At 73.6% G+C, this 25,399-nt stretch carries 21 protein-coding genes and 1 pseudogene; 9 read left to right on the top strand and 13 right to left on the bottom strand.

Translation table 11 applies throughout. The features are described 5' to 3' along the window. Positions 1-270 precede the first annotated feature (270 nt). Both B0E53_RS13870 and B0E53_RS13865 read right to left on the bottom strand, forming a co-directional pair. Positions 271-1,116, bottom strand: coding sequence for an alpha/beta hydrolase (locus B0E53_RS13870; RefSeq protein ID WP_246835390.1), 846 nt, complete (start codon positions 1,114-1,116; stop codon positions 271-273). Continuing rightward, positions 1,113-2,075 (bottom strand): TIGR03557 family F420-dependent LLM class oxidoreductase, encoded by a 963-nt coding sequence (locus B0E53_RS13865; RefSeq protein ID WP_107076453.1) that lies wholly within the window; start codon positions 2,073-2,075, stop codon positions 1,113-1,115. Before B0E53_RS13865 ends, B0E53_RS13870 begins: the two co-directional genes overlap by 4 nt. A gap of 381 nt (positions 2,076-2,456) precedes the next feature. Between B0E53_RS13865 and B0E53_RS13860 the strand changes: the two genes are divergently transcribed. Beyond that, positions 2,457-3,824 carry a cellulase family glycosylhydrolase gene (locus B0E53_RS13860; RefSeq protein ID WP_107076452.1) on the top strand — a complete coding sequence of 456 codons (1,368 nt, stop codon included), beginning with the start codon at positions 2,457-2,459 and terminating at the stop codon, positions 3,822-3,824. A gap of 70 nt (positions 3,825-3,894) precedes the next feature. On the opposite strand, the gene B0E53_RS13855 is transcribed toward B0E53_RS13860, so the two are convergent. From B0E53_RS13855 to B0E53_RS13830, 6 genes are all read right to left on the bottom strand, one after another. Further along, positions 3,895-5,148, bottom strand: coding sequence for a sigma-70 family RNA polymerase sigma factor (locus B0E53_RS13855; RefSeq protein WP_107076451.1), 1,254 nt, complete (start codon positions 5,146-5,148; stop codon positions 3,895-3,897). Between the two features lie 3 nt (positions 5,149-5,151). Further along, positions 5,152-5,544 (bottom strand): YciI family protein, encoded by a 393-nt coding sequence (locus B0E53_RS13850; protein WP_210406057.1) that lies wholly within the window; start codon positions 5,542-5,544, stop codon positions 5,152-5,154. A 216-nt stretch (positions 5,545-5,760) separates the two neighbouring features. Further along, positions 5,761-7,980 (bottom strand): alpha-galactosidase, encoded by a 2,220-nt coding sequence (locus B0E53_RS13845; protein WP_107076449.1) that lies wholly within the window; start codon positions 7,978-7,980, stop codon positions 5,761-5,763. Beyond that, on the bottom strand, positions 7,977-8,888 hold the full coding sequence (locus B0E53_RS13840; protein WP_107076448.1) for a carbohydrate ABC transporter permease: 912 nt from the start codon (positions 8,886-8,888) through the stop codon (positions 7,977-7,979). The genes B0E53_RS13845 and B0E53_RS13840 overlap by 4 nt, the downstream gene beginning before the upstream one ends. Further along, the gene (locus B0E53_RS13835; RefSeq protein WP_107076447.1) at positions 8,885-9,841 is read right to left on the bottom strand and encodes a sugar ABC transporter permease; all 957 of its coding nucleotides are present in this window, start codon (positions 9,839-9,841) and stop codon (positions 8,885-8,887) included. The genes B0E53_RS13840 and B0E53_RS13835 overlap by 4 nt, the downstream gene beginning before the upstream one ends. 21 nt (positions 9,842-9,862) lie before the next feature. After that, positions 9,863-11,194 (bottom strand): ABC transporter substrate-binding protein, encoded by a 1,332-nt coding sequence (locus B0E53_RS13830; protein ID WP_107076446.1) that lies wholly within the window; start codon positions 11,192-11,194, stop codon positions 9,863-9,865. Between the two features lie 280 nt (positions 11,195-11,474). Here B0E53_RS13830 and B0E53_RS13825 point away from each other — a divergent pair, with 280 nt between their 5' ends. The 3 genes from B0E53_RS13825 (at position 11,475) to B0E53_RS13815 (ending at position 15,352) form a co-directional block, all read left to right on the top strand. Beyond that, positions 11,475-13,484: a beta-galactosidase gene (locus B0E53_RS13825; protein ID WP_107076445.1), complete on the top strand. Its 2,010-nt coding sequence runs from the start codon at positions 11,475-11,477 to the stop codon at positions 13,482-13,484. Between the two features lie 38 nt (positions 13,485-13,522). After that, the gene (locus tag B0E53_RS13820) at positions 13,523-14,299 is read left to right on the top strand and encodes a DeoR/GlpR family DNA-binding transcription regulator (protein ID WP_107076444.1); all 777 of its coding nucleotides are present in this window, start codon (positions 13,523-13,525) and stop codon (positions 14,297-14,299) included. 96 nt (positions 14,300-14,395) lie between these two features. Continuing rightward, entirely contained in the window at positions 14,396-15,352 is a 957-nt protein-coding gene (locus B0E53_RS13815; RefSeq protein ID WP_107076443.1) for a sporulation protein, read from the top strand. 65 nt (positions 15,353-15,417) lie between these two features. On the opposite strand, the gene B0E53_RS13810 is transcribed toward B0E53_RS13815, so the two are convergent. Continuing rightward, on the bottom strand, positions 15,418-15,795 hold the full coding sequence (locus B0E53_RS13810) for a hypothetical protein (protein WP_107076442.1): 378 nt from the start codon (positions 15,793-15,795) through the stop codon (positions 15,418-15,420). A gap of 333 nt (positions 15,796-16,128) precedes the next feature. On the opposite strand from B0E53_RS13810, the gene B0E53_RS13805 reads away from it, so the two are divergent. Then, positions 16,129-16,551, top strand: a complete 423-nt coding sequence (locus B0E53_RS13805) for a hypothetical protein (protein WP_107076441.1) — start codon at positions 16,129-16,131, stop codon at positions 16,549-16,551. A gap of 63 nt (positions 16,552-16,614) precedes the next feature. On the opposite strand, the gene B0E53_RS13800 is transcribed toward B0E53_RS13805, so the two are convergent. Continuing rightward, on the bottom strand, positions 16,615-18,834 hold the full coding sequence (locus tag B0E53_RS13800) for an AAA family ATPase (protein ID WP_210406056.1): 2,220 nt from the start codon (positions 18,832-18,834) through the stop codon (positions 16,615-16,617). Positions 18,835-19,163: 329 nt separating this feature from the next. Beyond that, positions 19,164-20,276: a sigma-E factor regulatory protein RseB domain-containing protein gene (locus B0E53_RS13795; protein ID WP_107076439.1), complete on the bottom strand. Its 1,113-nt coding sequence runs from the start codon at positions 20,274-20,276 to the stop codon at positions 19,164-19,166. A gap of 96 nt (positions 20,277-20,372) precedes the next feature. On the opposite strand from B0E53_RS13795, the gene B0E53_RS13790 reads away from it, so the two are divergent. Together B0E53_RS13790 and B0E53_RS13785 are read left to right on the top strand one after the other, a co-directional pair. After that, positions 20,373-21,029, top strand: coding sequence for a response regulator transcription factor (locus B0E53_RS13790; protein WP_091311316.1), 657 nt, complete (start codon positions 20,373-20,375; stop codon positions 21,027-21,029). Next, positions 21,026-22,474 carry a HAMP domain-containing sensor histidine kinase gene (locus B0E53_RS13785; protein WP_107076438.1) on the top strand — a complete coding sequence of 483 codons (1,449 nt, stop codon included), beginning with the start codon at positions 21,026-21,028 and terminating at the stop codon, positions 22,472-22,474. Before B0E53_RS13790 ends, B0E53_RS13785 begins: the two co-directional genes overlap by 4 nt. Positions 22,475-22,478: 4 nt before the next feature. Here B0E53_RS13785 and B0E53_RS13780 read toward each other — a convergent pair whose 3' ends face one another. Next, positions 22,479-24,041 (bottom strand): tetratricopeptide repeat protein, encoded by a 1,563-nt coding sequence (locus tag B0E53_RS13780; protein ID WP_107076437.1) that lies wholly within the window; start codon positions 24,039-24,041, stop codon positions 22,479-22,481. Between the two features lie 48 nt (positions 24,042-24,089). After that, positions 24,090-24,560, bottom strand: a complete 471-nt coding sequence (locus tag B0E53_RS13775; RefSeq protein WP_107076454.1) for a MarR family transcriptional regulator — start codon at positions 24,558-24,560, stop codon at positions 24,090-24,092. Between the two features lie 50 nt (positions 24,561-24,610). On the opposite strand from B0E53_RS13775, the gene B0E53_RS13770 reads away from it, so the two are divergent. Both B0E53_RS13770 and B0E53_RS13765 read left to right on the top strand, forming a co-directional pair. Further along, positions 24,611-25,132, top strand: a complete 522-nt coding sequence (locus tag B0E53_RS13770; protein WP_107076436.1) for a VOC family protein — start codon at positions 24,611-24,613, stop codon at positions 25,130-25,132. Between the two features lie 24 nt (positions 25,133-25,156). Beyond that, positions 25,157-25,399 (top strand): annotated as a pseudogene (locus B0E53_RS13765) (hypothetical protein); the annotation flags it as partial.

The raw sequence follows: 25,399 nt of genomic DNA, 5'->3' as shown, positions 1-25,399 counted from the left end.
CGCCGGCCGTCCGCTGGCTGCGCCGCGCGGTGCTGGACCCCGCCCGGCGCGCCGTACGCGAGGTCCTGACCGCCCTGGGGCTGCGCCGCTGAGTCGCCTGGCCCCCGGTCCGCGGCGACGCGGGCACGGGCGCGGGCGCGGGCGCTCTAGACGAGCAGGTTCAGCAGCACGGTCAGCACGACTGAGGCGAGGATCGAGAAGAGGATCATCAGCAGGCAGCCGAGGCCGCCGCCGACGGGCCGGATCTCCGTGTTTCCGATGCGCATGGACTCACCTTTGCAGGACGGGCGCCAGCAGGTCGCGGATCGCCTCGGCGACCGGACCCGGGGCGGTGGTGGCGACGTTGTGCGCGGCCCCCGGCACGGCGGCCGTCCGGGCGTCCGGAACCAGGCGGGCCGCCTCCGCCCGCCAGCCGGCCGGGACGACCGGGTCCCGGGCGCCGGTCAGCACCAGCGTCGGCACGGTGATCCGGACCAGGTCCGCCTCGATGGTGTTGCGTACCGAGTGGGACAGGGTGGCGAGCACCCGCCGGGGGCGCGCGTCGAGGACGTCGCGGAGCAGGATGGGCGCCTGCCATTTCGCCTCCCGCAGGGTGTCCACCAGCCACCGCCCGACCTGGCCACGCCGGGACCGGGCGGCCGGGTCGCTGGTCGGGCCGGCCAGCACCAGCGCGTGGACCAGGTCGGGCCGGCGGGCGGCGAGCGCGGCGGCCACCTCCGCGCCGAACGAGTGGCCGAGCAGGCAGACCGGCCCCAGCCGGTACGCGGCCAGCCATTCCGTGAGGAACGCGGTGTGCCGGGGCACGTCGTACGCCGTGCCGGGACGCTCGGTCAGCCCGAAGCCCGGCAGGTCCGGCACGTACACCGGGTGGGTGGCCGACAGGGCCAGCGCCAGCGGGGTGAGGTAGCGGTGCGAGACGGCGAGGCCGTGCACCAACACGATCGGGGTTCCGTCGCCGCCGGGGTCGGCCGACCGGCGGGTGTGCGTGCGCAGCCCGTTGACCAGCCGGAACTCGCTGGTCAGGCCGGCGGCCGGCCGGGGTGCCGCGAGGGCCAGCCGGAGCTCCGCGGGCCCGAAGCGCCCCGGTGGCGACGGCCGCACCGCGGGGCCGGTCACAGCTCGCGCAGCCGGGGCAGCAGTTCCTCCTGGGCCCAGTCCAGGAACATCGGCTGGCTGTCCCCGCCGACCTGGACCAGCGCCACGTGGGTGAACCCCGCGTCGACGAACTTCTTGAACGCCTCGACGTGCCGGTCCACGTCCGGCCCGCAGGGGATGCCCTCGGCCACGTCCTCCTCGCGGACGAACTGGGTGGCCGCCGCGAAGGCGTCCGGGCCGGGCAGGTCCGCGTTGACCTTCCAGCCCAGGCCGAACCAGCGGAACTGGTCGTGCACGATCTTGCGGCACTCGGCCTCGTCGGGGCCGTAGCAGATGGCCACCTGCCCGTAGCGGGGGCGGCCCGCGCCGCCGGCGTCCTCGTACATCTCGACCAGGTGCGGCAGCGGGTCGGTGGCGATCATGGCGTCGGCGTACTCGGCGGCGAGGGTGGCGGACTGCCGGCCCGAGGCGGCCACGGCCATCGGCACGGGCCGCTCCGGCCGGTCCCAGACGTAGGCGTCGGGCACGTCGAAGTGGTTGCCGGAGAAGGTCAGCGTCTCGCCGTTGAGCAGCGGCCGGATGATCTGGAGCGCCTCCTCGAACATCTCGTGCCGCTGCTGCACGTGCGGCCAGCCGCCCACCACGTGCTCGTTGAGGTTCTCCCCGGCGCCGAGGCCGAGGGTGAACCGCCCGTCCGAGAGCACCCCGACCGTGCTGGCCTTCTGCGCCACCACGGCGGGGTGGTAGCGCCGGATCGGGCAGGTCACGAAGGAGAGCAACTCGGCCCGGCTGGTGGCGTGGGCGACCGCGCCGAGCACCGACCAGGCGTACGGGGAGTGGCCCTGCGAGTCCAGCCACGGGTAGTAGTGGTCGGACATGACGAGGTGGTCGAAGCCGGCGGCCTCGGCCCGGACGGCGTGGTCGACCAGTTGCTTGGGGCCGGCCTGTTCGCACATGAGGGTGTAGCCGACGTTGACCATGACGCATCTCCTTCCGGGCGGATCGTCACCGGATACCCCGCGCAGCGGCGGTCAACCCTGGTGTCCGCTTCGGTGGCCGGGCGTCTTGACGCCGACGGGGATGCTGCCTACAGTCCGGCTTAACCGGTTCAGGCCGGGTGGCGCACCATCCTGTGGTGGGGATGACCGCCCCTGTGGCGGCTCGTGGCGACATGGGCCGTCACAGGACGCCACCCCGAACGGGCGATCAGCTTAACCGGTTGCCTTCCGCGTCCCATCGCCCTACGCTGATGCCTGCGTCCGCCGGGAGTCGGGCGGCGGCTGTCGGGCTCAGTCGCCACGCCCTCGTCACCATCACCGCACCCCCACCTGGGCACGGGGGAGACCTCCCTGAGGACAGCCATGAAGAAGTTGCTCTCCGTCGCGGGCGCCGCCCTGCTGACGGTCCTCGCCGCCGTGTTCACCTTCGGGCAGCCGGCGCACGCCGCCGCCGGCTTCTCTGTCGCGGGCGGCAAGCTCTACGACGCCAACGGCACCGAGTTCGTCATGCGCGGGGTCAACCACGCGCACACCTGGTACCCGCAGCAGACCTCCTCGTTCGCCAACATCAAGGCGCTCGGGGCGAACACCGTCCGGGTGGTGCTGGCCAGCGGCGACCGCTGGACCAGGAACAGCGCCGCCGACGTCACCAACGTCATCTCGCTCTGCAAGGCCAACCGGCTGATCTGCGTCCTGGAGGTGCACGACACCACCGGGTACGGCGAGCAGAGCGGCGCCATCACCCTGGACCGGGCGGTCGACTACTGGCTCAGCATCGCCAGCGCCCTGCAGGGCCAGGAGAAGTACGTCATCGTCAACATCGGCAACGAGCCGTACGGCAACCAGGGCTACGGCACCTGGGCCACCGACACCGCCAACGCGATCAAGCGGCTGCGCGCCGGCGGCCTGACCCACACGATCATGGTGGACGCCCCGAACTGGGGTCAGGACTGGTCCTTCACCATGCGCGACAACGCCGGCTCGGTCTTCGCCGCCGACCCGCAGAAGAACACCGTCTTCTCGATCCACATGTACGGCGTCTTCGACACCGCCGCCGAGATCACCGACTACCTGGGCCGGTTCCGCACCACCGGGCTGCCCATCGTGGTCGGCGAGTTCGGCTTCAACCACTCCGACGGCAACCCGGACGAGGACACCATCATGGCCTACAGCCAGGCCAACGGGATCGGCTACCTCGGCTGGTCGTGGAGCGGCAACGGCGGCGGCGTCGAGTACCTCGACATGGTCACCAACTTCGACCCGAACCAGCTCACCAGCTGGGGCCAGCGGATCTTCAACGGGGCCAACGGCATCAGGGCCACCGCCAGGGAGGCCTCGGTCTTCGCCGGCACCTCGCCGAGCCCCACCACGAGCCCCACCACCAGCCCGAGCCCGACCACCAGCCCGACCGGCGGCCCCACCCCGCCCCCGGCCGGCTGCACCGCCGGCTACACGATCGTCAACTCCTGGCAGGGCGGCTTCCAGGGTGAGGTCAAGGTGACCGCCGGCGCGGCGGCGATCAACGGCTGGACGACGAAGTGGACGTTCGCCAACGGCCAGACCGTCAGCCAGTCGTGGAACGCCACGGTCAGCGGCAGCGGCTCGGCGTACACCGCCCGCAACGTCGACTACAACGGCCGGCTCGGCGCCGGGGCCAGCACCTCGTTCGGCTTCATCGGCAGCTGGAACGGCAGCAACGCGGTCCCCGCGGTGACCTGCACCGCCAGCTGAGCGCCGACGCACCACCGGTGGCCGGGTCCGCACGGACCCGGCCACCACCCTTTCCGGTACGCCCCGGCGGTCAGCCCGGGTTCGCCAGGCGGGCCGCCCGCATCAGCAGGTACTCCTGCTCGGGGCGGCTGGTGGTGCGGCCGGCGGCGGCCCGGTAGTGCGCCACGGCCGCGTCCCGGTCGCCGGCCATCTCGTAGAGGTGGGCCCGGGCCGCGTCGAGGCGGTGGTGGTCGGTGAGCCGGGGGTCGGCGGCCAGCGCGGCGAGGGCGTCCAGCCCGGCGGCCGGGCCGTGCACCATGGCGGTCGCCACGGCCCGGTTGAGCGACACCACGGGGCTCTCGGCCAGGCGCTCCAGCACCTGGTAGAGGGCGAGGATCTGCGGCCAGTCGGTCCGCTCCGCGGTCGGCGCCTCGTCGTGCAGGGCGGCGATGGCGGCCTGGAGCTGGTAGGGCCCGACCGGCCCCCGGGCCATCGCCCGGGTGACCAGCGCGGTCCCCTCGGCGATCGCGGTGGCGTCCCACCGGGACCGGTCCTGGTCGGCCAGGGAGATCAGTTCGCCGGACGGGCCGGTCCGGGCGGCGGCCCGGGCGTCGGTGAGCAGCATCAGGGCGAGCAGCCCGGCCACCTCGCTGTCCGCGGGCAGCAGCGCGTGCATGGCCCGGGTGAGCCGGATCGCCTCCTCGGAGAGGTCGACCCGGCGCAGGTCGGCGCCGAGACTCGCGGTGTGCCCCTCGGTGAAGATCAGGTAGAGGACGTGCAGCACCGCGGCGAGCCGGGCCTGCCGCTCCTCCTCGGCCGGCATCCGGAACGGCAGGCCGGAGGATTTGATGCGCTGCTTGGCGCGGCTGATCCGCTGCGCCATGGTGGCCTCGGGGACCAGGAAGGCGCGGGCGATCTCGGCGGTGCTGAGCCCGCCGACCGCGCGCAGGGTCAGCGCGATGGCCGACGCCGTGGAGAGGGTGGGGTGGCAGCAGAGGAAGAGCAGCACCAGGGTGTCGTCCCGCTCCGCGGTCAGCGGCTCGTCGGCGGCCGGCGCGGTCCGCCGGTCGTCGCCGCCGCGCCGGGCGGCCCGGTCCTCCCGGTCGCGGCGGGCCGCCTCGCCCCGGACCAGCTCGATCATCCGACGGTACGCGACCTGCACGAGCCAGCCGCGCGGATGGTCCGGCAGCCCTTCGACGGGCCACTGCGTGGCCGCGGCCAGCAGCGCCTCCTGCACGGCGTCCTCGGCCGTGGCGAAGTCGCCGAACCGGCGCGCGAGCACGCCGAGGACCTGCGGCGCCAGCTCGCGCAGCAGGTCCTCGACGGTGTGGTCCGGGACGCCCAGGGGTCAGAGCTCCTGCGGCGGTGCCGACATGACGGGGTGCACCTCGATCGGCATGTTCAGCGGCCGCCCGCCCGGCCCCGGCGCGGTGGAGATGTGCGCGGCGATCTCCACGGCCCGCTGCGGCGTCTCGCAGTCGACGATCCACCAGCCGGCCAGGAACTCCTTGGTCTCGGCGAACGGCCCCTCGGTGACCACCGGCGCGCCGTTCTCGCCGGCCCGGACGATCCGCGCCTGCTGCGGCCCGCCCAGGCCCTCGGCCTGCACGAATTCCCCGTCCGCGGCCAGCTTCGCGTTGACCTCCCGCATGAAGCCGATGTGCGCCTGGATCTCCTCGGGAGTCCAGGTGTCGATCGAGGGGAAGTCGGTCCCGGCGGCGCTGAACTGCATCAGCAGCATGTACTTCACGGTTGGCTCCTCACGCCCGAGCACCGATTGTCGATGCTTCCACCCTCCGGTAGAAGCTGCCACCCCGCCGCTCGACATCCGTCGAGTAAGAATCTCAGAAACTTCTGTTGGTACCCACGCCGTCGCCGGTGTCCGCCGTACGAGCGGACACTGGCTTGTCCATCCGTCTCTGCGGGAGGCCGAGGGCCGGTGCCGTGTCGCCGGCCCTCATTCTACGGCCGCGACTTCCAGCAGCAACGCCTGCTCCGGGTGCAGGGCGGGCAGTTGCAGCCCGACGGAGCCGAGCACCTGCCCGCTCAGCGTCACCCCGCCGCCCGAGGCGAGCCACCCCGGCGGGGCCAGTTCCAGCAGCGCCGGCTCCGGCACCCCCTCGGGCGGACGGACCAGGTAGCGCCGGGACGGGTCCAGCCCCGGCAGCCGGACCGCGCCCGGCACCTGCGCCGCCGAGGTGGCCAGCCGGGAGACCGCGTACACCGCGTGGGAGCGGTCGTGGGCGACCACGCCGTGGGCCTGCACGGCCGGGTCCGGGTGGTCGACCCGGACCACCCGCCCGCCGTGCAGCAGCGGGCGGAGCCGCTTGTGCAGCGCCACCCAGGCGGCGAGTTCGATCCGCTCGGTCGCGCTGATCCCGCTGATGTCCCACTCGATGCCGTGGTGGCCGAAGAGCGCGGTGACCGCGCGGAAGCCGAGGTCGTGCACGCGGTGGGTGGTGTGCGAGCGCTCCGGTCCGATGTGGGTGCCGATCAGCTCCGGCGGGAGCAGCAGCCCGGTCCAGCGCTGGATCGAGAGCCGTTCCAGGGCGTCGTTGCAGTCGCTGGCCCAGATCCGGTCGGTCCGCCGCAGGATTTCCAGGTCGACCCGGGCCCCGCCGGACGAGCAGCTCTCGATCTCCAGGCCGGGGTGCCGGGCGCGCAGCTCGTCGAGGAGCCGGTAGACCGCCACGGTCTGCGCGTGCACCCCCGGCCGTCCGGCGTGCCCGGCCTCGGTGAGGTCCCGGTTGTGGTCCCACTTGAGGTACGCGATCCCGTCGTGCTCGCGCAGCACCGCGTCGAGCCGGTCCAGCAGGTGGGCGTACGCGTCGGGGTGGGCCAGGTCGAGCACCTGCTGGTGCCGCCACTCGGGCGGCAGCCGGCCGGGCGCCTGGAGCACCCAGTCCGGGTGGGCCCGGAACAGGTCCGAGTCCGGGTTGACCATCTCCGGCTCGACCCAGAGCCCGAACTGCATGCCGTGCGCGCGGACGTGGTCGATGAGCGGTTGCAGCCCGTCCGGCCAGACGTCGTCGTCGACCCACCAGTCGCCGAGCCCGGCCCGGTCGTGCCGCCGGCCGCGGAACCAGCCGTCGTCGAGCACGAAGCGTTCCACGCCCACCTCGGCGGCCCGGTCGGCGAGACCCCGGAGCCGGTCCAGTTCGTGGTCGAAGTAGACCGCCTCCCAGACGTTCAGCGTCACCGGGCGCGGGCCGCGCGGGTGCTGCGGGCGGCCCCGCAGGTGGGTGTGCAGCACGTCGCTGAGCCCGTCCAGCCCGTCGGCGGAGTGCACCGCGTACAGCAGGGGAGTGACGTACTCCTCGCCCGGGCCGAGCAGGATCTCGCCGGGGGTGAGCAGCTCACCGCCGCCGAGGGTGGCCTCGCCGGTCGGCCGGCGCTCGGCGACCGTGACGTGGTCCCCGCTCCACGCGGTGTGCACCGCCCACGTCTCGCCGTGCCCGAAACCGAATCCGGGGGTGCCGGCGACCAGCAGCAGGGTGGCGTCGTGCCCGGTCCGGCCGTGCCGCCCCTCGCGGACCCAGGCGCCCATCGGCCACCGGTGCCGCTGCGGCGCGCGCTCCCGGCACCAGCGCCCGGTCAGGTCGAGCAGTTCGGTGGCGACCGCCGGCACCGGCAGCACCGGTGCCAGCTCGCGTAACTCGTAGGGCCGGTCGCCGTCGTTGCGCAGCCGGTGCCGCACGGTGAGCAGCCCCGCCGCGCTCAGGGCGATCTCGACGGTCAGGGACAACCCGGCGCCCGGGTCCGCGGCCCGCACGGTCACCCGCGCGGCCCCGGCCGCGCCGTGGTCCCGCTCCTCCTCGGATACGCGCACCGCGTCCCCGCCCGCCGTCACGCGGCTCGGATCCGGGGCGGCGGGCAGATCGTCGGCGACGTCCAGCCCGGTGAGGCGGAAGGAGGTCGACCAGTTCCGGCCGTCCCGGTGCCCGGCCAGGCCGGGCCGGCCGCTCCAGCCGGCGCTCGCCTCGGGCAGCAGCGACAGCACGGTCGGCGCGTCGAAGCTGCTCGGCACCACGGGCGGGACGGTGGCGTCGACCAGCGCGGGCAGGTCGTCGACGGGCAGCGGCCCGAGGTCGGCGCCCCAGTGCACGACGCGGGGCAGGCCGGGGCCGCGCGCGTCGAGCACCAGGCTGGTCCGCGCGCGGCGCAAATGGACGATCATCCCTTCGACGCTCCCAGGGTGAGGCCCCGGACGAACTGCTTCTGCAACAGGAAGAAGATGACCAGGGTGGGGATGGCGACCAGCACCGAGCCGGCCGAGACGAGGTTGTTGTCGGTGAAGAACTCGCCGCGCAGGTTGTTCAGCGAGCTGGTCACCGGGAACTTGTCGCCGGTGCGCATCAGCACGGTGGCCCAGAAGAACTCGTTGTAGATCCAGGTCACCTCCAGCGTCGCCAGCGCGGCCAGGGCCGGCCGGCACAGCGGCATGGTCACCTGCCAGTACTGCCGCCAGACGCTCGCCCCGTCGACCATCGCCGCCTCGTACAGCTCGTGCGGCAGGGCCTTCATGTAGTTGCTCAGCACGAAGACGCAGAAGCCGCACTGGAACGCCACGTTGACCAGGATCAGGCCCCAGTAGCTGTCGTAGAGCAGCTCCGAGTCGCTCATCCAGGCCGGCAGCGGGACCTCGGTGAACATCCGGAACAGCGGGATGAGCAGGGCCTGCTGGGGCAGCAGGTTCGCCGCGGTGAACAGGCCGAGCAGCGCGATGTTGAGCTTCCAGCTGAACCGGGCGATCACGAACGCCACGCAGGAGGCGAGGAAGAGGGTCAGCAGCACGGCCGGGACGGTGATGTACACCGAGTTGAGGAAGTGCTTGCCGAACTCGGCGGTCCGCCACGCGGTGACGTAGTTGTCGAGGGTCCAGCCGCCGAACGAGACGTAGCCGTGGGTGGCCGTGTACTCGTACGAGCGCAGCGAGGTGAGCACCGCCCAGAGGATCGGGAAGAGCCAGCCGACCGCCACGGCGGCGAGGAAGACGTGCAGGACCACCCGGGCGGGCCGCAGCGGCCGGCGGCGGGCGGACGGCGCCGCGGTGTCCGGCGTACGGGTCAGGGTCGCGCTGCTCATCGCCGGTCCTCCCGCATCACGGTGAACAGGTAGAGGGTGATGAAGACCAGGGAGACGACCAGCATGATGGTCGCCAGCGCCGAGCCGAAGCCGATCCGGCTCGCCTCGCCCACCACGTTCTGGGTGACCAGCGCGGAGAGCAGCTCCAGGCCGTTGCGGCCCTTGTTGATGACCCAGACGAGGTCGAAGGCGCGCAGCGACTCGATCACCGTCACCACCAGCACGATGATGTTGATCGGCCGCATCACGGGGAAGACCACACGGAAGAAGGTGCTGGCCTCCGAGGAGCCGTCCACGGCGGCGGCCTCGCGGAGCGACGGGTCGACGCCCTTCAGGCCGGCCAGGTAGAGCAGCATGATGTAGCCGACGTGTCGCCAGCCGGCGGCGAAGAGCACCGCCCAGATGTTCACGTTCGGGTCGCCGTACCAGTCGGTCTGGGTGCCGAGCAGGGCGTTGAGCAGGCCCTGGTCGCGGCTGTAGATGAGCTGCCAGACGAAGCCGATCAGCGCCAGCGAGAGCACCACGGGCAGGTAGAGCGCGGTCTGGTAGAACCGGCTGCCGCGCAGCTCCTTGTCGAGCAGCACGGCGAGGAACATCCCGAACGGGGTGGCCACCACGAAGAGGGCGGCCAGCCAGAGCAGGTTGTTCTGCACCGCCGGCACGAACGGCGGGTAGATGTTCACCACGTCGTCGTAGTTCTTCAGACCGACCCAGTCGATCTCGCCCAGCGGGCCGATGCCGTCCCAGTCGGTGCCGGAGAGCAGCACGGTCGCCGCCGCCGGCAGCCAGACCAGGCCGACGACGAGCAGCAGGGGTACCAGCACCATCAGCGTGATCACCACGCGGTCGGTGCGGGACAGGAGCCGTAGCCGGCGGCCGCGACCACGCGTGGTGGTGGTCGCGGCCGGCGGCGGCACGGCGCGATCCGCTTGGATCAGGGGCAGGTCGGACATGGTGTCCTCCCCCTTCCGCCGTCAGCTGGTGAAGATCGACTTCTTCTGGTTCTCGATGCTCGTGAGCAGCCCGCTGATGTCCTTCGGGTTCTTGATGAACTGCTGGATTGCCGGGATCATCACCGTCGAGGCGAAGTCCGGGCGGGTGTCCCGGTCGAGGAACTGGGCGATCTCGGTGGCCGAGCCGACCAGCTCCGCGGCCTTCTTCTGGAGCGCGGTGTAGCCGCTGGTGTCGCCGCCGGTGTTGGCGACCAGCGTGCTGGGGTCGTTCTTGACGGTGATGTTCGCGGCGTCCTTGGAGCCCAGGTACTCCACCAGCTTCTTGGCGGCGCCCTCGGACTTCGGCTTGCGGGCCATCATGTAGCCGTCGATCGGCGCGTCCAGGGCCTTCGCGCCGATGGTCGAGTCGACCTCGGGGAAGGTGAAGAAGTCGAGGTCGTCCTGCTCGTCGTTGTTGAACTGCTGGGCGACGAAGAGGCCGAGCAGGTACATGCCGCTCTTCTTCTGTTGCAGCGACTGGGCGGCCTCCTGCCAGGTGCGGCCCAGCGAGTCCGGCTGGTGGAGCGGCAGCAGCCCGGCCCAGGTGTCGAAGACCTTCTTGACCTTGTCGGAGGTCCACGCCTCCTTGCCGGCCATCAGGTCGATGTGGAACTGGTAGCCGTTGATCCGCAGGTTGAGGATGTCGAAGGTGCCCATCGCCGGCCAGCCGTCCTTGTCGGCGAAGGCGATCGGGTTCAGGCCGTCCTTCTTCATCTGCGCGCCGAGGGTGTTCAGCTCGTCCAGGGTCTTGGGCACCTGGTAGCCGCGCTGCTGCCACACCGACTTGCGGTAGAAGACCGCCCACGGGTAGTACGAGGCCGGCACGAAGTACTGCTTGCCGTCGTCGCCGGTGGACGCCTTCTTGAACGCGTCGGAGTAGCCGGAGAGCTTGCCCCACACGTCGCTGAGGTCGCCGGCCAGGCCCTTGGCCGCGAAGAACCGCATCCGGTAGCCGGCGAACCAGGTGAACACGTCGTCCGGCTTGCCCTGCAGGTAGTTGTTGATGTTCTCCTGGAACGTGTTGTGGTCGACCGTGTTGATGTTGACGGTGACCCCGGACGAGGTCTTGTAGCCGTCCATCACCTTGGCGATGACGTCCTTCGGCTTCGGGTCCGACTGGTTCGACCCGAGCGACACGGTCTTGGCGTCCGCGCCGCCGGAGTCGGAGTCGGATCCGCAGCCGGCGAGCAGTCCCGTGCCGAGCAGCGCGCCGGTGCCGGCCGCGCCGGCCAGCAGCGAGCGGCGGTTCAGGCCGGCGACGGACGGGGGTACGAGTCGGGCGAGGTACTCGGCTTGCGAGCGGGGACGGGACATTGTGCCTCCTGCTTGGAAGAGGTGCGCTGCGCCCAAGGGCCGTGACGGGTGGCGGGGGATCGGTGTTCGCGTCGACCGACGTAGATCCACCGTGAATCCACATGTCCGAACACAAACAGCCGGTGGCGGTTGAAGCTACCCCTTGGTTCGGTGCTGTCAAGAGGGCAGAAGGACAGCGATAACCCAGTTGTGACACGGGGATGCGGCGGTAAACGTTGGAATTTCTGTCGATGTTGGAAAGTGTTGACTTGGGTGCCGGTCGGGGGCACCCTCTGCTGTCATGCGGAACTGGCACGGCGAGCGCATCTGGTACGGCGCCGACTACAACCCGGAGCAGTGGCCCGAGGAGACCTGGGCCGAGGACGTCGAGCTGATGCGCCGGGCCGGGGTCAACCTGGTGTCGGTCGGGATCTTCTCCTGGGCCCTGCTGGAACCCGCTCCCGGCCGCTTCGAGTTCGGCTGGCTGGACCGGTCGCTCGACCTGCTGCACGACGGCGGGATCAGCGTCGACCTGGCCACCGCCACCGCCAGCCCGCCGCCCTGGCTGGCCCACCGGCACCCGGAGACGCTGCCCCGCCGCGCCGACGGCACCATCCTCTGGCCCGGCGGGCGGCAGGCGTACTGTCCCAGCTCACCGGTGTTCCGCGAGCGCTCGCTCGCCCTGGTCGAGGCCGTCGCCGGCCGGTACGCCGACCACCCGGCCGTCGTCATGTGGCACGTCTCCAACGAGCTGGGCTGCCACAACGTGCACTGCTACTGCGACGTCAGCGCCGACGCGTTCCGCCGCTGGCTGCGCGAGCGCTACGGCGACCTGGACGCGCTCAACGCCGCCTGGGGCACCGCGTTCTGGAGCCAGCGCTACCACGACTGGGCCGAGGTCAACCCGCCGCGGACCGCGCCGACCTTCGCCAACCCCACCCAGCAGCTGGACTTCCTGGGCTTCTCCTCCGACGAGCAGCGCGCCCAACTGCGCGCCGAACGGGAACTGCTGGCCCGGCTCACCACCCAGCCCGTCACCACGAACTTCATGATCGGCACCGGCATCAAGTACCTCGACTACCACTCCTGGGCCGCCGACGTGGACGTGGTCGCCAACGACCACTACCTCACCGCGGCCGACCCGCAGCCGCAGGTCGGCCTGGCGCTCGCCGCCGACCACACCCGGGGCGTCGCCGGCGGCGAGCCCTGGCTGCTCATGGAGCACTCCACCAGCGCCGTGAACTGGCAGCCGCGCAACGTCGCCAAGACCCCCGGCCAGCTGCGCCGCAACAGCCTCGCGCACGTGGCGCGCGGCGCCGACGGGGTGCTGTTCTTCCAGTGGCGGGCCTCCCGGGCCGGGGCGGAGAAGTTCCACTCCGCGCTGGTGCCGCACGCCGGCCCGGAGACCAAGGTGTTCCGCGAGGTCTGCCGGCTCGGCGCCGACCTGGAGGCCCTGGCCGAGGTACGCGGCAGCCGGGTCGACGCCGACGTGGCCATCCTCTTCGACTACGAGGCGTGGTGGGGCGCCGAACTCGACTCCCACCCCAGCGTCGACGTCACCTACACCGACCGGCTCACCGCGCTGCACGGCGCGCTCTGGCGGGCCGGGGTCACCGCCGACGTGGTGCACCCGTCGGTCGACCTGTCCCGCTACCGGCTGGTCCTGGCGCCCACCCTCTACCTGGTCCGCGACGCCGACGCAGACGCGCTGCGCCGCTACGTCGAGGCGGGCGGGACCGCGCTGGTCACGTACTTCAGCGGCATCGTCGACGAGCACGACCACATCCGGCTCGGCGGCTACCCGGGCGCGTTCCGCGACCTGCTCGGCGTACGCACCGAGGAGTTCTTCCCGCTCCGGGCCGGCGAGTCGGTCCGCCTCGACGACGGCACGACCGCCGACGTGTGGACCGAGTGGCTGCACGCCGAGGGCGCCGAGGTCCTCGCCGCGTACGCCGACGGGCCGCTGCCCGGGGTGCCGGCGCTGACCCGGCACGCGGTCGGCGCGGGCGCGGCCTGGTACCTCGGCACCCGGCTCGACCAGCCGGCCACCGACCGGCTGGTCGCCCGGCTGCTCGCCGAGTCGGGCGCCCGGCCGGCGGCGACCGCGCCGGAGGGGGTGGAGGTGGTCCGCCGCCGGGACGCCGACCGGAGCTGGCTGTTCGTCATCAACCACACGGACGCCGAGGCCCGGCTGGCGGTCACCGGCGCCGAACTGCTCGGCGGCGGCCGGTGCGACGGCGAGCTGGTGGTCGGCGCGGGGGAGGTGGCGGTGGTCCGTGAGGAGCCCCCGGTCCATCCCGAGGCCGTCTGACCACGCGTACCGTGCCGCTTGCGCGCCAAGGAGGACTCATGCTCGCTCAGCAACGGCAGAGCGCCATCCTGGAGCTGATCCGCCAGCGCGGCGGCGTCCGGGTCAGCCACCTGGTCAGCCGCTTCGGGGTGTCGGACATGACCATCCGGCGGGACCTGGAGGTGCTCGCCGAGCGGGGCCTGGTCGACAAGGTCCACGGGGGAGCGACGCTGGCCGGTCCCGGCTCGGCCGAGGAGCCGGGGTTCGCGGCCAAGTCGATCCGGCAGCAGGCCGAGAAGCGGGCCATCGTCGAGCGGGCCGCCGGCCTGGTGGAGCCCGGCATGGCCATCGCGCTCTCCGCCGGCACCACCACCGCCGCGCTGGCCGCCCGGCTGGCCGACGTCCGGGGGCTGACCGTGGTCACCAACTCGATCCCGGTCGCCGACGCCCTCTACCAGACCCCGCGCGCCGACCAGACGGTCGTACTGACCGGCGGCATCCGTACCCCCTCGGACGCGCTGACCGGGCCGGTGGCCGAGGCGGCCATCGCCGCGCTCAACGTCGACCTGCTCTTCCTTGGCGTGCACGGGATGAGCCCGCGCACCGGGTTCACCACCCCGAACCTGCTGGAGGCGGCGGTCAACCGGCGGCTCATCGGCGCGGCCCGGCGACTGGTCGTGCTCGCCGACCACACCAAGTGGGAGACCATCGGCATCGCCACCATCGCCCCGCTGGAGGAGGCCGACCTGCTCATCACCGACGCCGGACTGCCGCCGGACGGGCGCCGGCAGATCGGCGAGCAGGTGGGCGAGCTGATCGTGGTCGACGTCGACTGACCCGCCTCGGCTTTCAGGCACTTCACAGCCGCCCAGGTTAGGGTGCCCTTGGCCCGCTCCACGGTGGAGCGCGCCGACGGTGGGAGCGGAGTGGCGATGGTCTTCAAGAAGATGCTGAGCGCGTTCGGCGTGGGCGGCCCGAGCGTCGACACGGTGCTGACCAACCCGAACACCCGGCCGGGCCTGACCCTGGACGGGCACGTCAACCTGGTCGGCGGCGACGCGCCGGCGAGCATCGAGCAGATCACCGTCGGCCTGGTCACCCGGGTCGAGATCGAGGGCGGGGACACCGAGTACGCCGGCGTCATGGAGTTCCACCGGATGGCGGTGAGTGGCCCGCTCCAGCTCGCCCCGAAGCAGCAGCTGTCCATCCCGTTCCAGCTCCCCGTCCCGTGGGAGACCCCGGTCACCGACGTCTACGGCCAGCGGCTGCACGGCATGACCATGGGCCTGCGGACCGAGCTGGCGGTGGCCCGGGCCGTGGACAAGTCCGACCTGGACCAGGTCGCGGTGCACCCGCTGCCGATCCACGAGCGGATCCTCGACGCCTTCCAGGCGCTCGGCTTCCGCTTCAAGCACGCCGACCTGGAGCGCGGGCACATCCGGGGCGTGCAGCAGACGCTCCCCTTCTACCAGGAGATCGAGTTCTTCGCGGCGCCGCAGTACGCCGGGGCGATCAACGAGGTCGAGCTGACCTTCGTCACCAGCCAGCAGGGCGTCGAGGTGATCCTGGAGTGCGACAAGCGTGGCGGCTTCCTCAGCGCCGGGCACGACGCCTTCGGCCGGTACGCCGTCCCGCACAGCGACGCGGGCCGGACCGACTGGGCCCAGGTGGTCGACGGCTGGCTCCGGGAGACCACCTCGCGGTACGGCAACCTGCGCGCGCACGGCTTCGGCGCCCCGCACGGGCACCACGGCCACCGTGGCTCCGGTATGGGCGGGATGGTGGCGGGCGCCGCGCTCGGCGTGGCGGGCGGCCTGGTCGCCGGTGAGCTGATCGAGGACGCCTTCGAGGGCGACTTCGGTGACTTCGGGGACTTCGGCGGGGAGTGACGGCAGACGACGATGCCCCCGGGGCGGTTCCCCCGGGGGCATCGTCGTCTCAGGTGTGGCTCCGGTCAGTGCCGGGCCTTGCGCTCCTCACCGCTGCGGAAGTTGCTTCCGGCCTTGGCCAGACCGCGGCTACCGAGGTAACCGATGGTCAGCAGCGTGATGAAGAACCAGGCCTGCGGGGCGCGGAAGATGTCCACCCCGACCGAGTTCTTGCCGACCAGGTAGGACGCCACCAGGACGGCCGCCACGGACGCGACGTAGACCCAGAATTCGGTCGTCGCGAACGACGGCTTGGTCTCGGTGCCGGGCGACTGGATCGCCTGCCGCTGACCGTCGTGCATCATCGGCATCGGGCGGGTCGGCGTCTCCTGCATCGCGGCCCGGTTGGACATGTCCTGCGCCGGCCGGTTCATCGGCCTGGTGGATGCAGCCTGCGTGCTCATCTGGTCCTCCTCAGGATTTGATGAGTCGTTCTCTGCACACCTCCCGCCCCGCTGCCGCAGGTCGGCCACGGCACGGTTCGCGCACTGTGGCGGGGGCACCCTCCGTCTACCCGGGGCCCCGGCGAGGTAACACCGGTCCCCGGCCGGATAGGAGGACCGCGTGGGACCGCCGCCGGCTCGCCGCTGAGCCCGACATCCCGGGCACGGCACCGACACCGAAACCGACATCCGGGTACGGAACCGGCGCCGCTCAGGCCGTCCGGGCCGGCCGGTTTCAGCCGCCGGTCGTCGGGCACGCAACGACGATCCCGAGAGATCTGCGAGGTGGTTGACGTGCGTGAGGACGACATGCGGCAGGACGCCGCCCGACGGGCCGAGGAGCGGGTCGCCGGCGGCGTCTACGGCGAGGGCGCGCTCGACGAGGTCACCGTGCCGCAGACCGACGTGCTGCGGGTGATCCAGGAGGAGGATCCGGACGATCCGGCGCACGCCCCGGTCGACCCGAACGTGTTGCGCGACGGCGGTCCCACCCGGGGCCAGGGTGCGGTGACCACGACCGGCGGCACCGCCGGCCCGGCGAGCGTCCGCCGGCTGGCCCGCCAGCCGGAGCGGCACCGGGGCAAGGTGGCCCCGACCACCACGGGTGACGCCACCACCGGCGGCCTGAGCACCCCGGCCGGCGGCTCGACCAGCGACGCCTCGTCGAGCGGCAGCCAGGTCGGCAACTTCACCAACGACAAGGCCAACCCGGGCTGACCCCGGACACCGACGACGAAGGGGGCGGCCACGGCCGCCCCCTTCCGCATGCGCCGGAGTGGGTCAGGTGGTGCGGAGGATGCCGAGGCGCTGGGTGGCGCGCGTGAGGGCCACGTAGAGGTCGCTGTGGCCGCGCGGGGACTCGGCGACGATCCGGTCCGGGTCCACCACCAGCACCGAGTCGAACTCCAGTCCCTTGGCCTGCTCGGTGGTGAGCACCACCACCCGGTTCGCCAGCTCCGGCTGCTCGCCGACGGTCGCCTCCGGCAGCGCGGCGACGACCGCCGCGCCCAGCTCGGCCACCCGGCCCGCCGGCACGATCACCCCGAGCCGGCCGTCGGCCAGCCCGGCCGCCTCCCGGGCGGTCGCCTCGACCAGCTCGGTGGTGAGCCGGTCCGCCGCGACGGACCGGTCCCACGGCGGCACGCCGCTGGCGCGTACCGAGCGGGGTGGGCGCAGCGCCGGGTCGATCTCGGCGAGCACCTCGGCGGCGACCGCCATGATCTCGGCCGGGGTGCGGTAGCTGACCGTCAACTCCTCCAGCCGCCACCGGTCCGCCACGTACGGCGCCAGGGCCGCCTGCCAGGACGGCGTACCGGCGAGCGCGCCCGTCTGCGCCACGTCCCCGACGATCGTCATCGACCGGCTCGGGCAGCGGCGCATCAGCAGCCGCCAGGCCATCGGCGACAGCTCCTGCGCCTCGTCGACGATCACATGCCCGAAAGCCCAGGTCCGGTCGGCGGCGGCGCGCTGCGCGGTGGTGAGCCGCTCGGCCTCCTCCTGCCGCTCGGAGAGCCGGTCGGCGTCGATGAGGTCGGTGACGCCGAGGATCTCGCCGCCGTCCGCCTCGTCCTCCACGTCGATCGAGCGGGAACCGCGCCAGATCTCCAGCACGCCCTCGGCGTACTCCCGTTCCAGGGCGCGGATCCGCTCCCGGCGGGCCGCGGCGGCGCGCTCGTCCTCGCCGAGCAGTTCGGCCGCCTCGTCGAGCAGCGGCACGTCGGCCGGCGTCCAGCCGCCCGGCTCCCGGTGCAGCGCGGCCCGCTCGGCGTCGGTGAGCATCGGCGCGGCGGCGGCGATCCGCTCCGGGGAGGCGTACAGGTCGGCGAGCAGCCGCTGCGGGGTGAGCACCGGCCACAGCTCGTCCAGCGCGGACCGGATCTCCGGCTCGTCGCGCAGCTCCCGGCGGATCTCGGCCCGGTCGGCCTCGGAGAGCAGGTTCTCCCCGCCGAGCGGGTCGGCGCCGATCCGCTCGGCCACCTGGTCGGCGAGCGCGTGCACGATCTCGATGTCGAACAGCGCCCGGGCCAGGTTGTGCGGGCGCTCGGTGCGCCGGACCCGGTCCCGCGCCTGGCGCACGGTCTCCGGGTCGAGCGTGAGGATCTCCCGCTGGGGCAGTTCGATCTCCAGCGGCTCCTCCGGCACCCACTGCCGGTCCCGGACGGCGTTCGCGAGCACCTCGGCCAGCACGGCCCGCCCCTTCAGCGCCGCGGTCGCCGCCGGCTCGGTGCGCCCGGCGTGCACGCCGGGGAAGAGGTCGGCCTGGGTACGCAGCAGCACGCCGGTCTCGGCCAGCGCCGGCAGCACCTGGGAGATGTAGCGCAGGAAGGTGGCGTTCGGGCCGACCAGCAGCACGCCCCGGGTGGAGAGCTGCTGCCGGTGGGTGTAGAGCAGGTACGCGGCCCGGTGCAGCGCCACCGCGGTCTTGCCGGTGCCCGGCCCGCCCTGCACCACCATGACCCCCGGCAGGTCGGCCCGGATGATCCGGTCCTGCTCGGCCTGGATGGTCTCGACGATGTCGCGCATCCGTCCGGTACGCCCGGCGTTCAGCGCGGCGAGCAGGGACGCCTCGCCGGTCACCTCCTCGTGGGCGGTGGGGGAGGCGGCGGCGATGTCCAGCACCTCGTCGTTGAGGCCGGTGACCTTCCGCTCCCGGGTACGCAGGTGCCGGCGGCGGCGTACCCCCTGCGGGTTGGCGGCGGTCGCCAGGTAGAAGGCGCGGGCGGCCGGGGCGCGCCAGTCGATCAGCAGCGGGTCGTAGTCGCCGGAGGTGTCGAAGATGCCGATCCGGCCGACGTAGCGGCTCGAGTCGTCGTCGCCGTCGAGGCGGCCGAAGCAGAGGCCGGTCTCCACCGCGGCGTACTGCTCGACCTGGTCGGCGTACATCCGCACGGCGGAGTCGCGCTGCGAACGGTCCTGCAACGTGCCGCCGGTCGTGCGCAGCTCCTCGGTGAGCCGCCGGGCGGCCTGGTCCCGCATGCCGTCCAGCCGGTCGTAGAGCATCGAGACGTACTCCTGCTCGGGACCGATCTCGTCGCCCTGGTGCAGCTCACCCGACACGTCGGAGTGCGTTGACAAGCCGGCTCCTCATGGCTAGAATTGCGGCAGGAATGGCTTTCGGGCCGTTCCTTTTTGTGTTTGAACTGAGAAAGATACCGCGTGGCCGCCCGCCGGACCAAGCCTCGCCGGCCGCCCGCCACGACGTCACACCGAAGGCTCGCACACGAAAGTGGGGTCCGGTCGGCGTCCCGCCGACCGGACCCCACGGGTCCGTTGCGCATCTCAGCGCCGGCGTCACGCCGGCCGGACCCCGACGGGTCCGTTCGCGGATCTCAGCCCTTCGCCGCCTGGTACAGCCGCTCCGGCGTGACCAGCCCGGCCAGCACCCGGCCGTCGTCGGTGAGCAGCACGCTGAACAGCTTGCCGGTGAGCAGCCGGCCGCTGCCCCAGTCACCGCTCACCCGCTGGAGCCCGCCGAGCACCTTCGACAGCGCCTCCGCGTCCGGTCCGGCCGCCTCGCCCGGCTTCGCGCCCGTCGCGCCGCCGGCCGCGTCGATCTTCGCGACCAGCACGGTGGTCCAGCCGGTGCCGACGGTACGCACGTCCGGCCGGTCCTCGCCCCGGCCCGCGGGGCGCTTCCCGGCCGGCCCGTGCCCCTCGCCCGCCGACTCCTCGGTGACCGTCACGCCCGGCGGCGGGTTGAACCGGAACTGATCGGCGTCCGGGGTGCGGAAGTCGACCTGGGTGAACGCCACCTCGAACGCCGGCTCGTCCGCCCCGTCGGCGAGCACCTCGAAGCGCAGCGGCACGTGCTCCTTCGCGTCCAGCGCGATCCGCACCTGGTGCACCAGCGAGTCCCGGTCGCGCGGCGTCAGCACCAGCTCGTAGACGCTGCGCCCGGCGACGGTGGCGGAGCGGCCGACGGTGACGGCCGTGCTCGGGTCGATCGCGGCCAGCGCCCGGTCGGCGGCGTCGGCCGGGGTGGCCGGCGCGGTGTCGAGGTCCTTCCCCTCCGCCGGCAGCGTCCGGTGCGACGCGGCGTTGTCCCGGCTGCTCCAGGTCCAGACGTCGCGCCCGCTGCGCAGCACGTCCCGCTCGCCGAGCGTGTCGACCAGGGCGAGCCGCTGGCGGTCCGGGCCGGCGTACCAGACCCGGATGGTGTGCGTGCCGCTGATCAGGCTGGCCAGCTCGTTCCCGCCGGCCTTCCCGGCCAGCTCGGCGATCGGCGGCAGCCCGAGGTCGGCGCGCTGCACCACGGTGCCGGAGAGCCCGTCGAGGCGGGACGTACGCAGGTCATCCAGGAGCTGGGCGGCGGTACGCGGCGGCAGCGCCGGGTCGGCCGCGGCGGCGAACGTGCCGACAGCGGCGCCGCCCCCGATCACGGCGACCCCCGCGGTCACCGGGACCAGCCAGCGCAGTACGGCGCGGTTCTTCAGTACGGACATGGTGTGCACCTCCTGACGGTAGATGCTGCACCAGGGTCGCTGTGAGGGCGCTGAGGAGATTCCCTAGGGGGTGTCACCGGATGGCACCCTTGACCCGTGCGATTGCTGGTGGTGGAGGACGAGACGCGGCTGGCCGCGTCGCTGCGGCGGGGCCTGCAGGCGGAGGGCTTCGTGGTGGACGTCGAGTCCACCGGTCCGGGCGGGCTGGACGCCGCCCGGCACGGCGACTACGACGCGATGATCCTCGACGTGATGCTGCCCGGCCTCTCCGGCTACGAGGTGGTCCGCCGGCTGCGCGCCGAGGAGCGCTGGCTGCCCGTGCTCATGCTCTCGGCCAAGGACGGCGAGTACGACCAGGCCGACGGGCTGGACTGCGGGGCCGACGACTACCTCACCAAGCCCTTCTCGTACGTGGTGCTGCTGGCCCGGCTGCGGGCGCTGCTGCGCCGCGGCGCGCCGGAGCGCCCGGCGGTGCTCGCGGTCGGCGACCTGCGCCTGGATCCGGCCCGGCGGCGGGTGACCCGGGCCGACGCCGAGGTCGCCCTGACCACCCGCGAGTACGCCCTGCTCGACTACCTGATGCGCCGCCCCGGCGAGGTGGTCTCCAAGACCGAGCTGCTGGACCACGTCTGGGACGCGTCGGTGGAGACCGCGCCGAACGCGGTCGAGGTCTACGTCGGCTACCTGCGCCGCAAGATCGGCCGGGACCGGCTGGAGACGGTCCGCGGCGCCGGCTACCGGCTGGCCACATGAGGCGCCGGATCAGAGGGCTCCTGCCGGACCTCGGGCTGCGGTCCCGGCTGCTCGTGCTCGGGGTGGTCGGCCTGGTCGTCGGGTTCGCGCTCGGCGGGGCGCTGCTGCTCGGCGCGCTCGGGTGGACGTTGCAGCGCTCGGTCGACGCCGAGGCGCTCCGGACCGCGGACGCGGTCGCGCTGCTCGCCGCGGAGGACGCCCTGCCCGACCCGCTGCCGGTGGCCGGCGCGCAGCTCCGCGTCCAGGTCGTCGACGGCCAGGGCCGGATCCGGGCCGCCTCCATCGACGCCGACCGGCTGGTGCCGATGCTCGGCCCGGACCAACTGCGCGCCGGGGAACGCCAGCGGCTGGTGGTGGACGGGCGGCGGGTCGGACTCACCGGGCCGGTCCGGGTGGTGACCGTGCCGGCGGGCACGACCGACGAGCCGCGCACCGTGCTCGTGGCCAAGTCGATGTCCGATGTCCGGCACAGCCTGCACGTGGTCCGGAACCTGCTGCTGGTCGGCTTCCCGCTGCTGGTGGCCGGGCTGGCCGTGGTGGCCTGGCGGGTGGTGGGGGCGACCCTGCGCCCGGTGGAGGCGCTGCGCAGCGGGGCCGCCGAGATCACCGGACGGGCCGGGGCGGAGCGGCTGCCCGTGCCGGCGGGGCGGGACGAGATCCACCGGCTGGCGGTCACCCTCAACGACATGCTGGACCGGCTGGCCGCGTCCCGGGACCGGCAGCGGGCGTTCGTCGCCGACGCCGCGCACGAGCTGCGCAGCCCGGTGACCAACATGCGCACCGAGCTGGAGGTGGCCCGGCGGCTGGGCGACCCGGACTGGCCGGCGGTGGCGGAGAACCTGCTCGCCGACACCGAGCGGCTCAGCCGCCTGGTCGACGACCTGCTGCTGCTGGCCCGCCTCGACGAGCAGGCGGCCCGGCCGGACCGCCCGGCGCCGCACGCCGTCGGCCCGGTGGAGCTGGGTGAGCTGCTGCGCGGGGTGGCCGCGCGCTACCCGTCCCCGCCGCTGCGCCATGAGCCGCCACCCGGCCCGCTCTGGACCGAGGGGGACCCGGGGGAGCTGCGCCGGGTGCTGGTCAACCTCGTGGAGAACGCGCTGCGGCACGCGCACGGCGAGGTGCGGCTCGCGGTCACCGGCCCGTATCCCGGGCCGGCCGTGCCGCGGCAGCGCGGCGGGTCGGCGTACCACCTGGTCACGGTGACCGACGACGGGCCGGGCATCCCGGCGGCGGACCGGGAGCGGGTCTTCGCCCGCTTCACCCGGCTGGACGACGCGCGGGGACGCGACGCCGGCGGCGCGGGCCTCGGCCTGGCCATCGTGCGCGAGCTGGTCCGGCGGGCCGGTGGCGCCGTCGAGCTGGCCGACGCCGCGCCGGAGACGGCCGCGCCGGGGCTGCGGGTGACGGTACGGCTGCCCGCGCTGGCCGACCCCGACCCGGAGTGACCGGTCAGCGGCGTCGCTTCGTGCAGACCGGGGTGGTCCGGGCGACCGTGTCGGTGGACCAGACCACCGCGACCGTGAAGCAGTAGTCGGTGGTGCGGTCGAGGCCGTAGGCGATGTAGTCGGCCGAGCCGGCGGGCAGGGTCAGGAAGGTGCGCTGCGGCTGCCCCGAGCGGCCCCCGGCGACCACCACCGGCCCCTCCGCCCCGGCCGGGTACGTCCAGCTCAGCACGATGCTGTCCCGCCGGTCGGTCAGGGTGAGCCGCCCGGGCGGGGTGCCGGGGGAGGCGGCCGGGGCGGCGCTGGGCGTGCCGGTGGTGGGGCCGGTCGAGGAGGCGGACCGGGTCGGCGCGGGCTCCGGTTCGTCCCGCCGGTCGTCCACCCGGGACACCCCGGCGATCACCGCGATGGTGCCGAGCAGCAGCGCCACCACCACCCCGGCCACCACCAGCGGCAGCCAGGGCGTGTTCCGACCCTCGGCGGCGGGCGGCCGGGGCACGTGCACCGGCAGGTAACGCGACGGCGCCGCGGGTTCGGCGGCCCGGGGCACCCGGCGTACCCCTTCGGGCTCGGGCTCGGTCAGCCCGACCACGGTCGGCGGGAGCGCGCTCTCCCCGGGTCGCCAGGGCTCCTCGGCCAGCTCGTCCGGCGGCCACGGGTAGTCCGCGAACGCCTCGTCGTCCGCCTCGGGCGGGGTGCGGGGCGTCGGCACGTGCGCGGCCTCGGCCCGGTCCGGCGGGCGGTAGAGCGGCGTCTCGACCGGGTCGTCGAGCGTCGGTGGCTGGTAGGGCGGCAGGTCCGGCGGGCCCTCGGCGGGCGGGGGGACGCGGGCGGCGGGCACCACCGGGGTCTCCCGGGCGGGCGGTTCCGGCGTGTCGCAGACGTGGTCCGGGTCGGCGGCGGCCCGGGCCAGCCCGGCGACCTGGGTGGCGAGCGGGTCGTCGGCGGCCAGGTGCTCCCGGCACAGCTCCTCGGCGAGCGCCAGGTGCTCGTGGGACTCGGCGTAGCGGCCGCAGTCGCGTTCCATCGCGCCGAGCTTGGCCAGCATCTTGATGCCGCTGGGGTGGCCGTCGCCGTAGACCTCGCGGTGCAGCTCCCAGGCGTCCTGCAGCCGGTCGCGGGCCACGTCGCACTGGCCGCGGGCGTATTCCACGGTGGCCAGGTCGGCGTGCGCGGCCAGCACCCGCTGTGACTCCGGCCCGTCCCGGGCGGTCAGCTCGATGATGACGTCGGAGTAGAGCCGGGCGGCGCGGGCGTCGCTGCCGACCCGGTGCAGCACCGCGGCCAGGGTCGCGGCGGCGGTGACGGTCCGCTCGTCGGAGCGCCCGAACAGCCGGGAGGTCGCCGCGTACGCGAACGCGGCCCAGCCGCGCGCGGAGTGCGGCTCGCCGAGCGCGACGAGCACCCGGGCCTGGAGGCCGGCGGCCTCGGCCAGCTCGGCGGAGGCGTTGGCGGGACGGGGGTCGGCGTCGCTCAGCGCGTCGGCGAGCAGTCGCTGGGCACCGGCGAGGTCGCCTTCGGACACCAGGTGGTGCGCCTGGACAGTCAGGTCAGCGAAGCCGGAGGACACGCCCCATCGTGCTCATCCGACGACGGTAAGTACAAGCCCCGCTGTGGATCAGTTTGGTCGCGATCCGGTCAGGTGCTCGGCCAGCGTCTCGCTGATCCGCCGCAGCTGGTCGACCTGGGCCGGGCTGAGCGCGTCGAACAGGTGCCGGCGTACCCCGGCGACGTGGCCGGGCGCGGCGGCGGCCAGGGTGGCGAAGCCGGCGTCGGTGAGGACGGCGAGCTGGCCGCGCCGGTCGGTGGGGCAGTCCTCCCGGCGGATCCAGCCGGCGGCCTCGAGGCGGGCGGCGGCGTGTGAGAGCCGGCTGCGGGAGGAGCCGGTGGCGTCGGCCAGCTCGCTCATCCGCAGCCGCCGGTCGGGGGCCTCGGAGAGCCGGACCAGGATCTCGTAGTACGCGTGCGGCATCCCGGCGTCGCGTTGCAGCTCGCGGTCGAGGGCGTCCATCAGCGCCCGGGAGGCGGTGAGGAACGCCCGCCAGGTCCGCTGCTCGTCGGGGTCCAGCCACCGGGTCATGACGGCCATCATAGCGCGTGTTGTTGAACGCTCAACCAAAACGCGCTACCGTCGGGGTCATGGGAATCCACCGGCTCAACCACGCCGTCCTCTACGTCCGTGACCTCGACCGCAGCGTCGCCTTCTACCGCGACGTGCTCGGCTTCCGCCCGGTGGCGATGACGCCGGACGGCTTCCGCGGCGCCGCCTTCCTCCAGGCGCCCGACTCCACCAACGACCACGACCTCGGGCTCTTCGAGATCGGCGCGGCCGCCGGAGCCTCCCCGGCCGGCCGGTCCACGGTCGGCCTCTACCACCTCGCCTGGGAGCTGGACACCCTGGACGAGCTGGCCGCCACCGCCGAGCGGCTGGCCGCCGCCGACGCCCTGGTGGGCGCCTCGGACCACGGGACCACCAAGAGCCTCTACGGCCGCGACCCCGACGGGCTGGAGTTCGAGATCGTGTGGATCGTCCCCGCCGACCTGCTCGACGACGCGGCCCTCGCCGCGCGCAAGCGGATCGGCCGGCTCGACCTCGACCGGGAGCGGCAGCGCTACGGCGGGCAGACCCGCGGCGGCGTGGGGATCTCCGTTCCCGCCTGACGGGTGATGGGGTAGAACGGCAGGATGTCGACCGACGCCGTCCTGCGCGAGCTGCTCGTCCGCCAGCTCGACCACTGGCTGCCCACCGCGCTGCACCGCTCGCGGCGGGCAACCCTGGCCCTCGCGTACGCCGGGAGCGACGTCGGTGGCGCCGAGGCGGCGCTGCGGGTGGTCGCCGAGTTCGCCGACCGGCTGCGCGGCCGGCGGCTGACCGTGCTGGTGCTCGCCGACGGCGGCGCGGAGCTGCCGGCCCGGCTGGGCGCGGCG

Source organism: Micromonospora sp. MH33, assembly GCF_003013775.1.
Lineage (GTDB): Bacteria > Actinomycetota > Actinomycetes > Mycobacteriales > Micromonosporaceae > Micromonospora > Micromonospora fulviviridis.
Note: the sequence above shows the minus strand (reverse complement) of the source record. Positions and strands in the feature narration are given on the sequence as shown.

What these genes read in the sequence shown, in the direction of transcription:
- B0E53_RS13800 (WP_210406056.1), bottom strand. Translation starts at nt 18,834, where the DNA reads ATGCTCTACGACCGGCTGGACGGCATGCGGGACCAGGCCGCCCGGCGG.
- B0E53_RS13840 (WP_107076448.1), bottom strand. Translation starts at nt 8,888, where the DNA reads ATGAGCAGCGCGACCCTGACCCGTACGCCGGACACCGCGGCGCCGTCC.
- B0E53_RS13825 (WP_107076445.1), top strand. Translation starts at nt 11,475, where the DNA reads ATGCGGAACTGGCACGGCGAGCGCATCTGGTACGGCGCCGACTACAAC.
- B0E53_RS13795 (WP_107076439.1), bottom strand. Translation starts at nt 20,276, where the DNA reads ATGTCCGTACTGAAGAACCGCGCCGTACTGCGCTGGCTGGTCCCGGTG.
- B0E53_RS13865 (WP_107076453.1), bottom strand. Translation starts at nt 2,075, where the DNA reads ATGGTCAACGTCGGCTACACCCTCATGTGCGAACAGGCCGGCCCCAAG.
- B0E53_RS13815 (WP_107076443.1), top strand. Translation starts at nt 14,396, where the DNA reads ATGGTCTTCAAGAAGATGCTGAGCGCGTTCGGCGTGGGCGGCCCGAGC.
- B0E53_RS13785 (WP_107076438.1), top strand. Translation starts at nt 21,026, where the DNA reads ATGAGGCGCCGGATCAGAGGGCTCCTGCCGGACCTCGGGCTGCGGTCC.
- B0E53_RS13820 (WP_107076444.1), top strand. Translation starts at nt 13,523, where the DNA reads ATGCTCGCTCAGCAACGGCAGAGCGCCATCCTGGAGCTGATCCGCCAG.
- B0E53_RS13775 (WP_107076454.1), bottom strand. Translation starts at nt 24,560, where the DNA reads ATGGCCGTCATGACCCGGTGGCTGGACCCCGACGAGCAGCGGACCTGG.
- B0E53_RS13830 (WP_107076446.1), bottom strand. Translation starts at nt 11,194, where the DNA reads ATGTCCCGTCCCCGCTCGCAAGCCGAGTACCTCGCCCGACTCGTACCC.
- B0E53_RS13810 (WP_107076442.1), bottom strand. Translation starts at nt 15,795, where the DNA reads ATGAGCACGCAGGCTGCATCCACCAGGCCGATGAACCGGCCGGCGCAG.
- B0E53_RS13845 (WP_107076449.1), bottom strand. Translation starts at nt 7,980, where the DNA reads ATGATCGTCCATTTGCGCCGCGCGCGGACCAGCCTGGTGCTCGACGCG.
- B0E53_RS13835 (WP_107076447.1), bottom strand. Translation starts at nt 9,841, where the DNA reads ATGTCCGACCTGCCCCTGATCCAAGCGGATCGCGCCGTGCCGCCGCCG.
- B0E53_RS13770 (WP_107076436.1), top strand. Translation starts at nt 24,611, where the DNA reads ATGGGAATCCACCGGCTCAACCACGCCGTCCTCTACGTCCGTGACCTC.
- B0E53_RS13860 (WP_107076452.1), top strand. Translation starts at nt 2,457, where the DNA reads ATGAAGAAGTTGCTCTCCGTCGCGGGCGCCGCCCTGCTGACGGTCCTC.
- B0E53_RS13850 (WP_210406057.1), bottom strand. Translation starts at nt 5,544, where the DNA reads ATGCTGCTGATGCAGTTCAGCGCCGCCGGGACCGACTTCCCCTCGATC.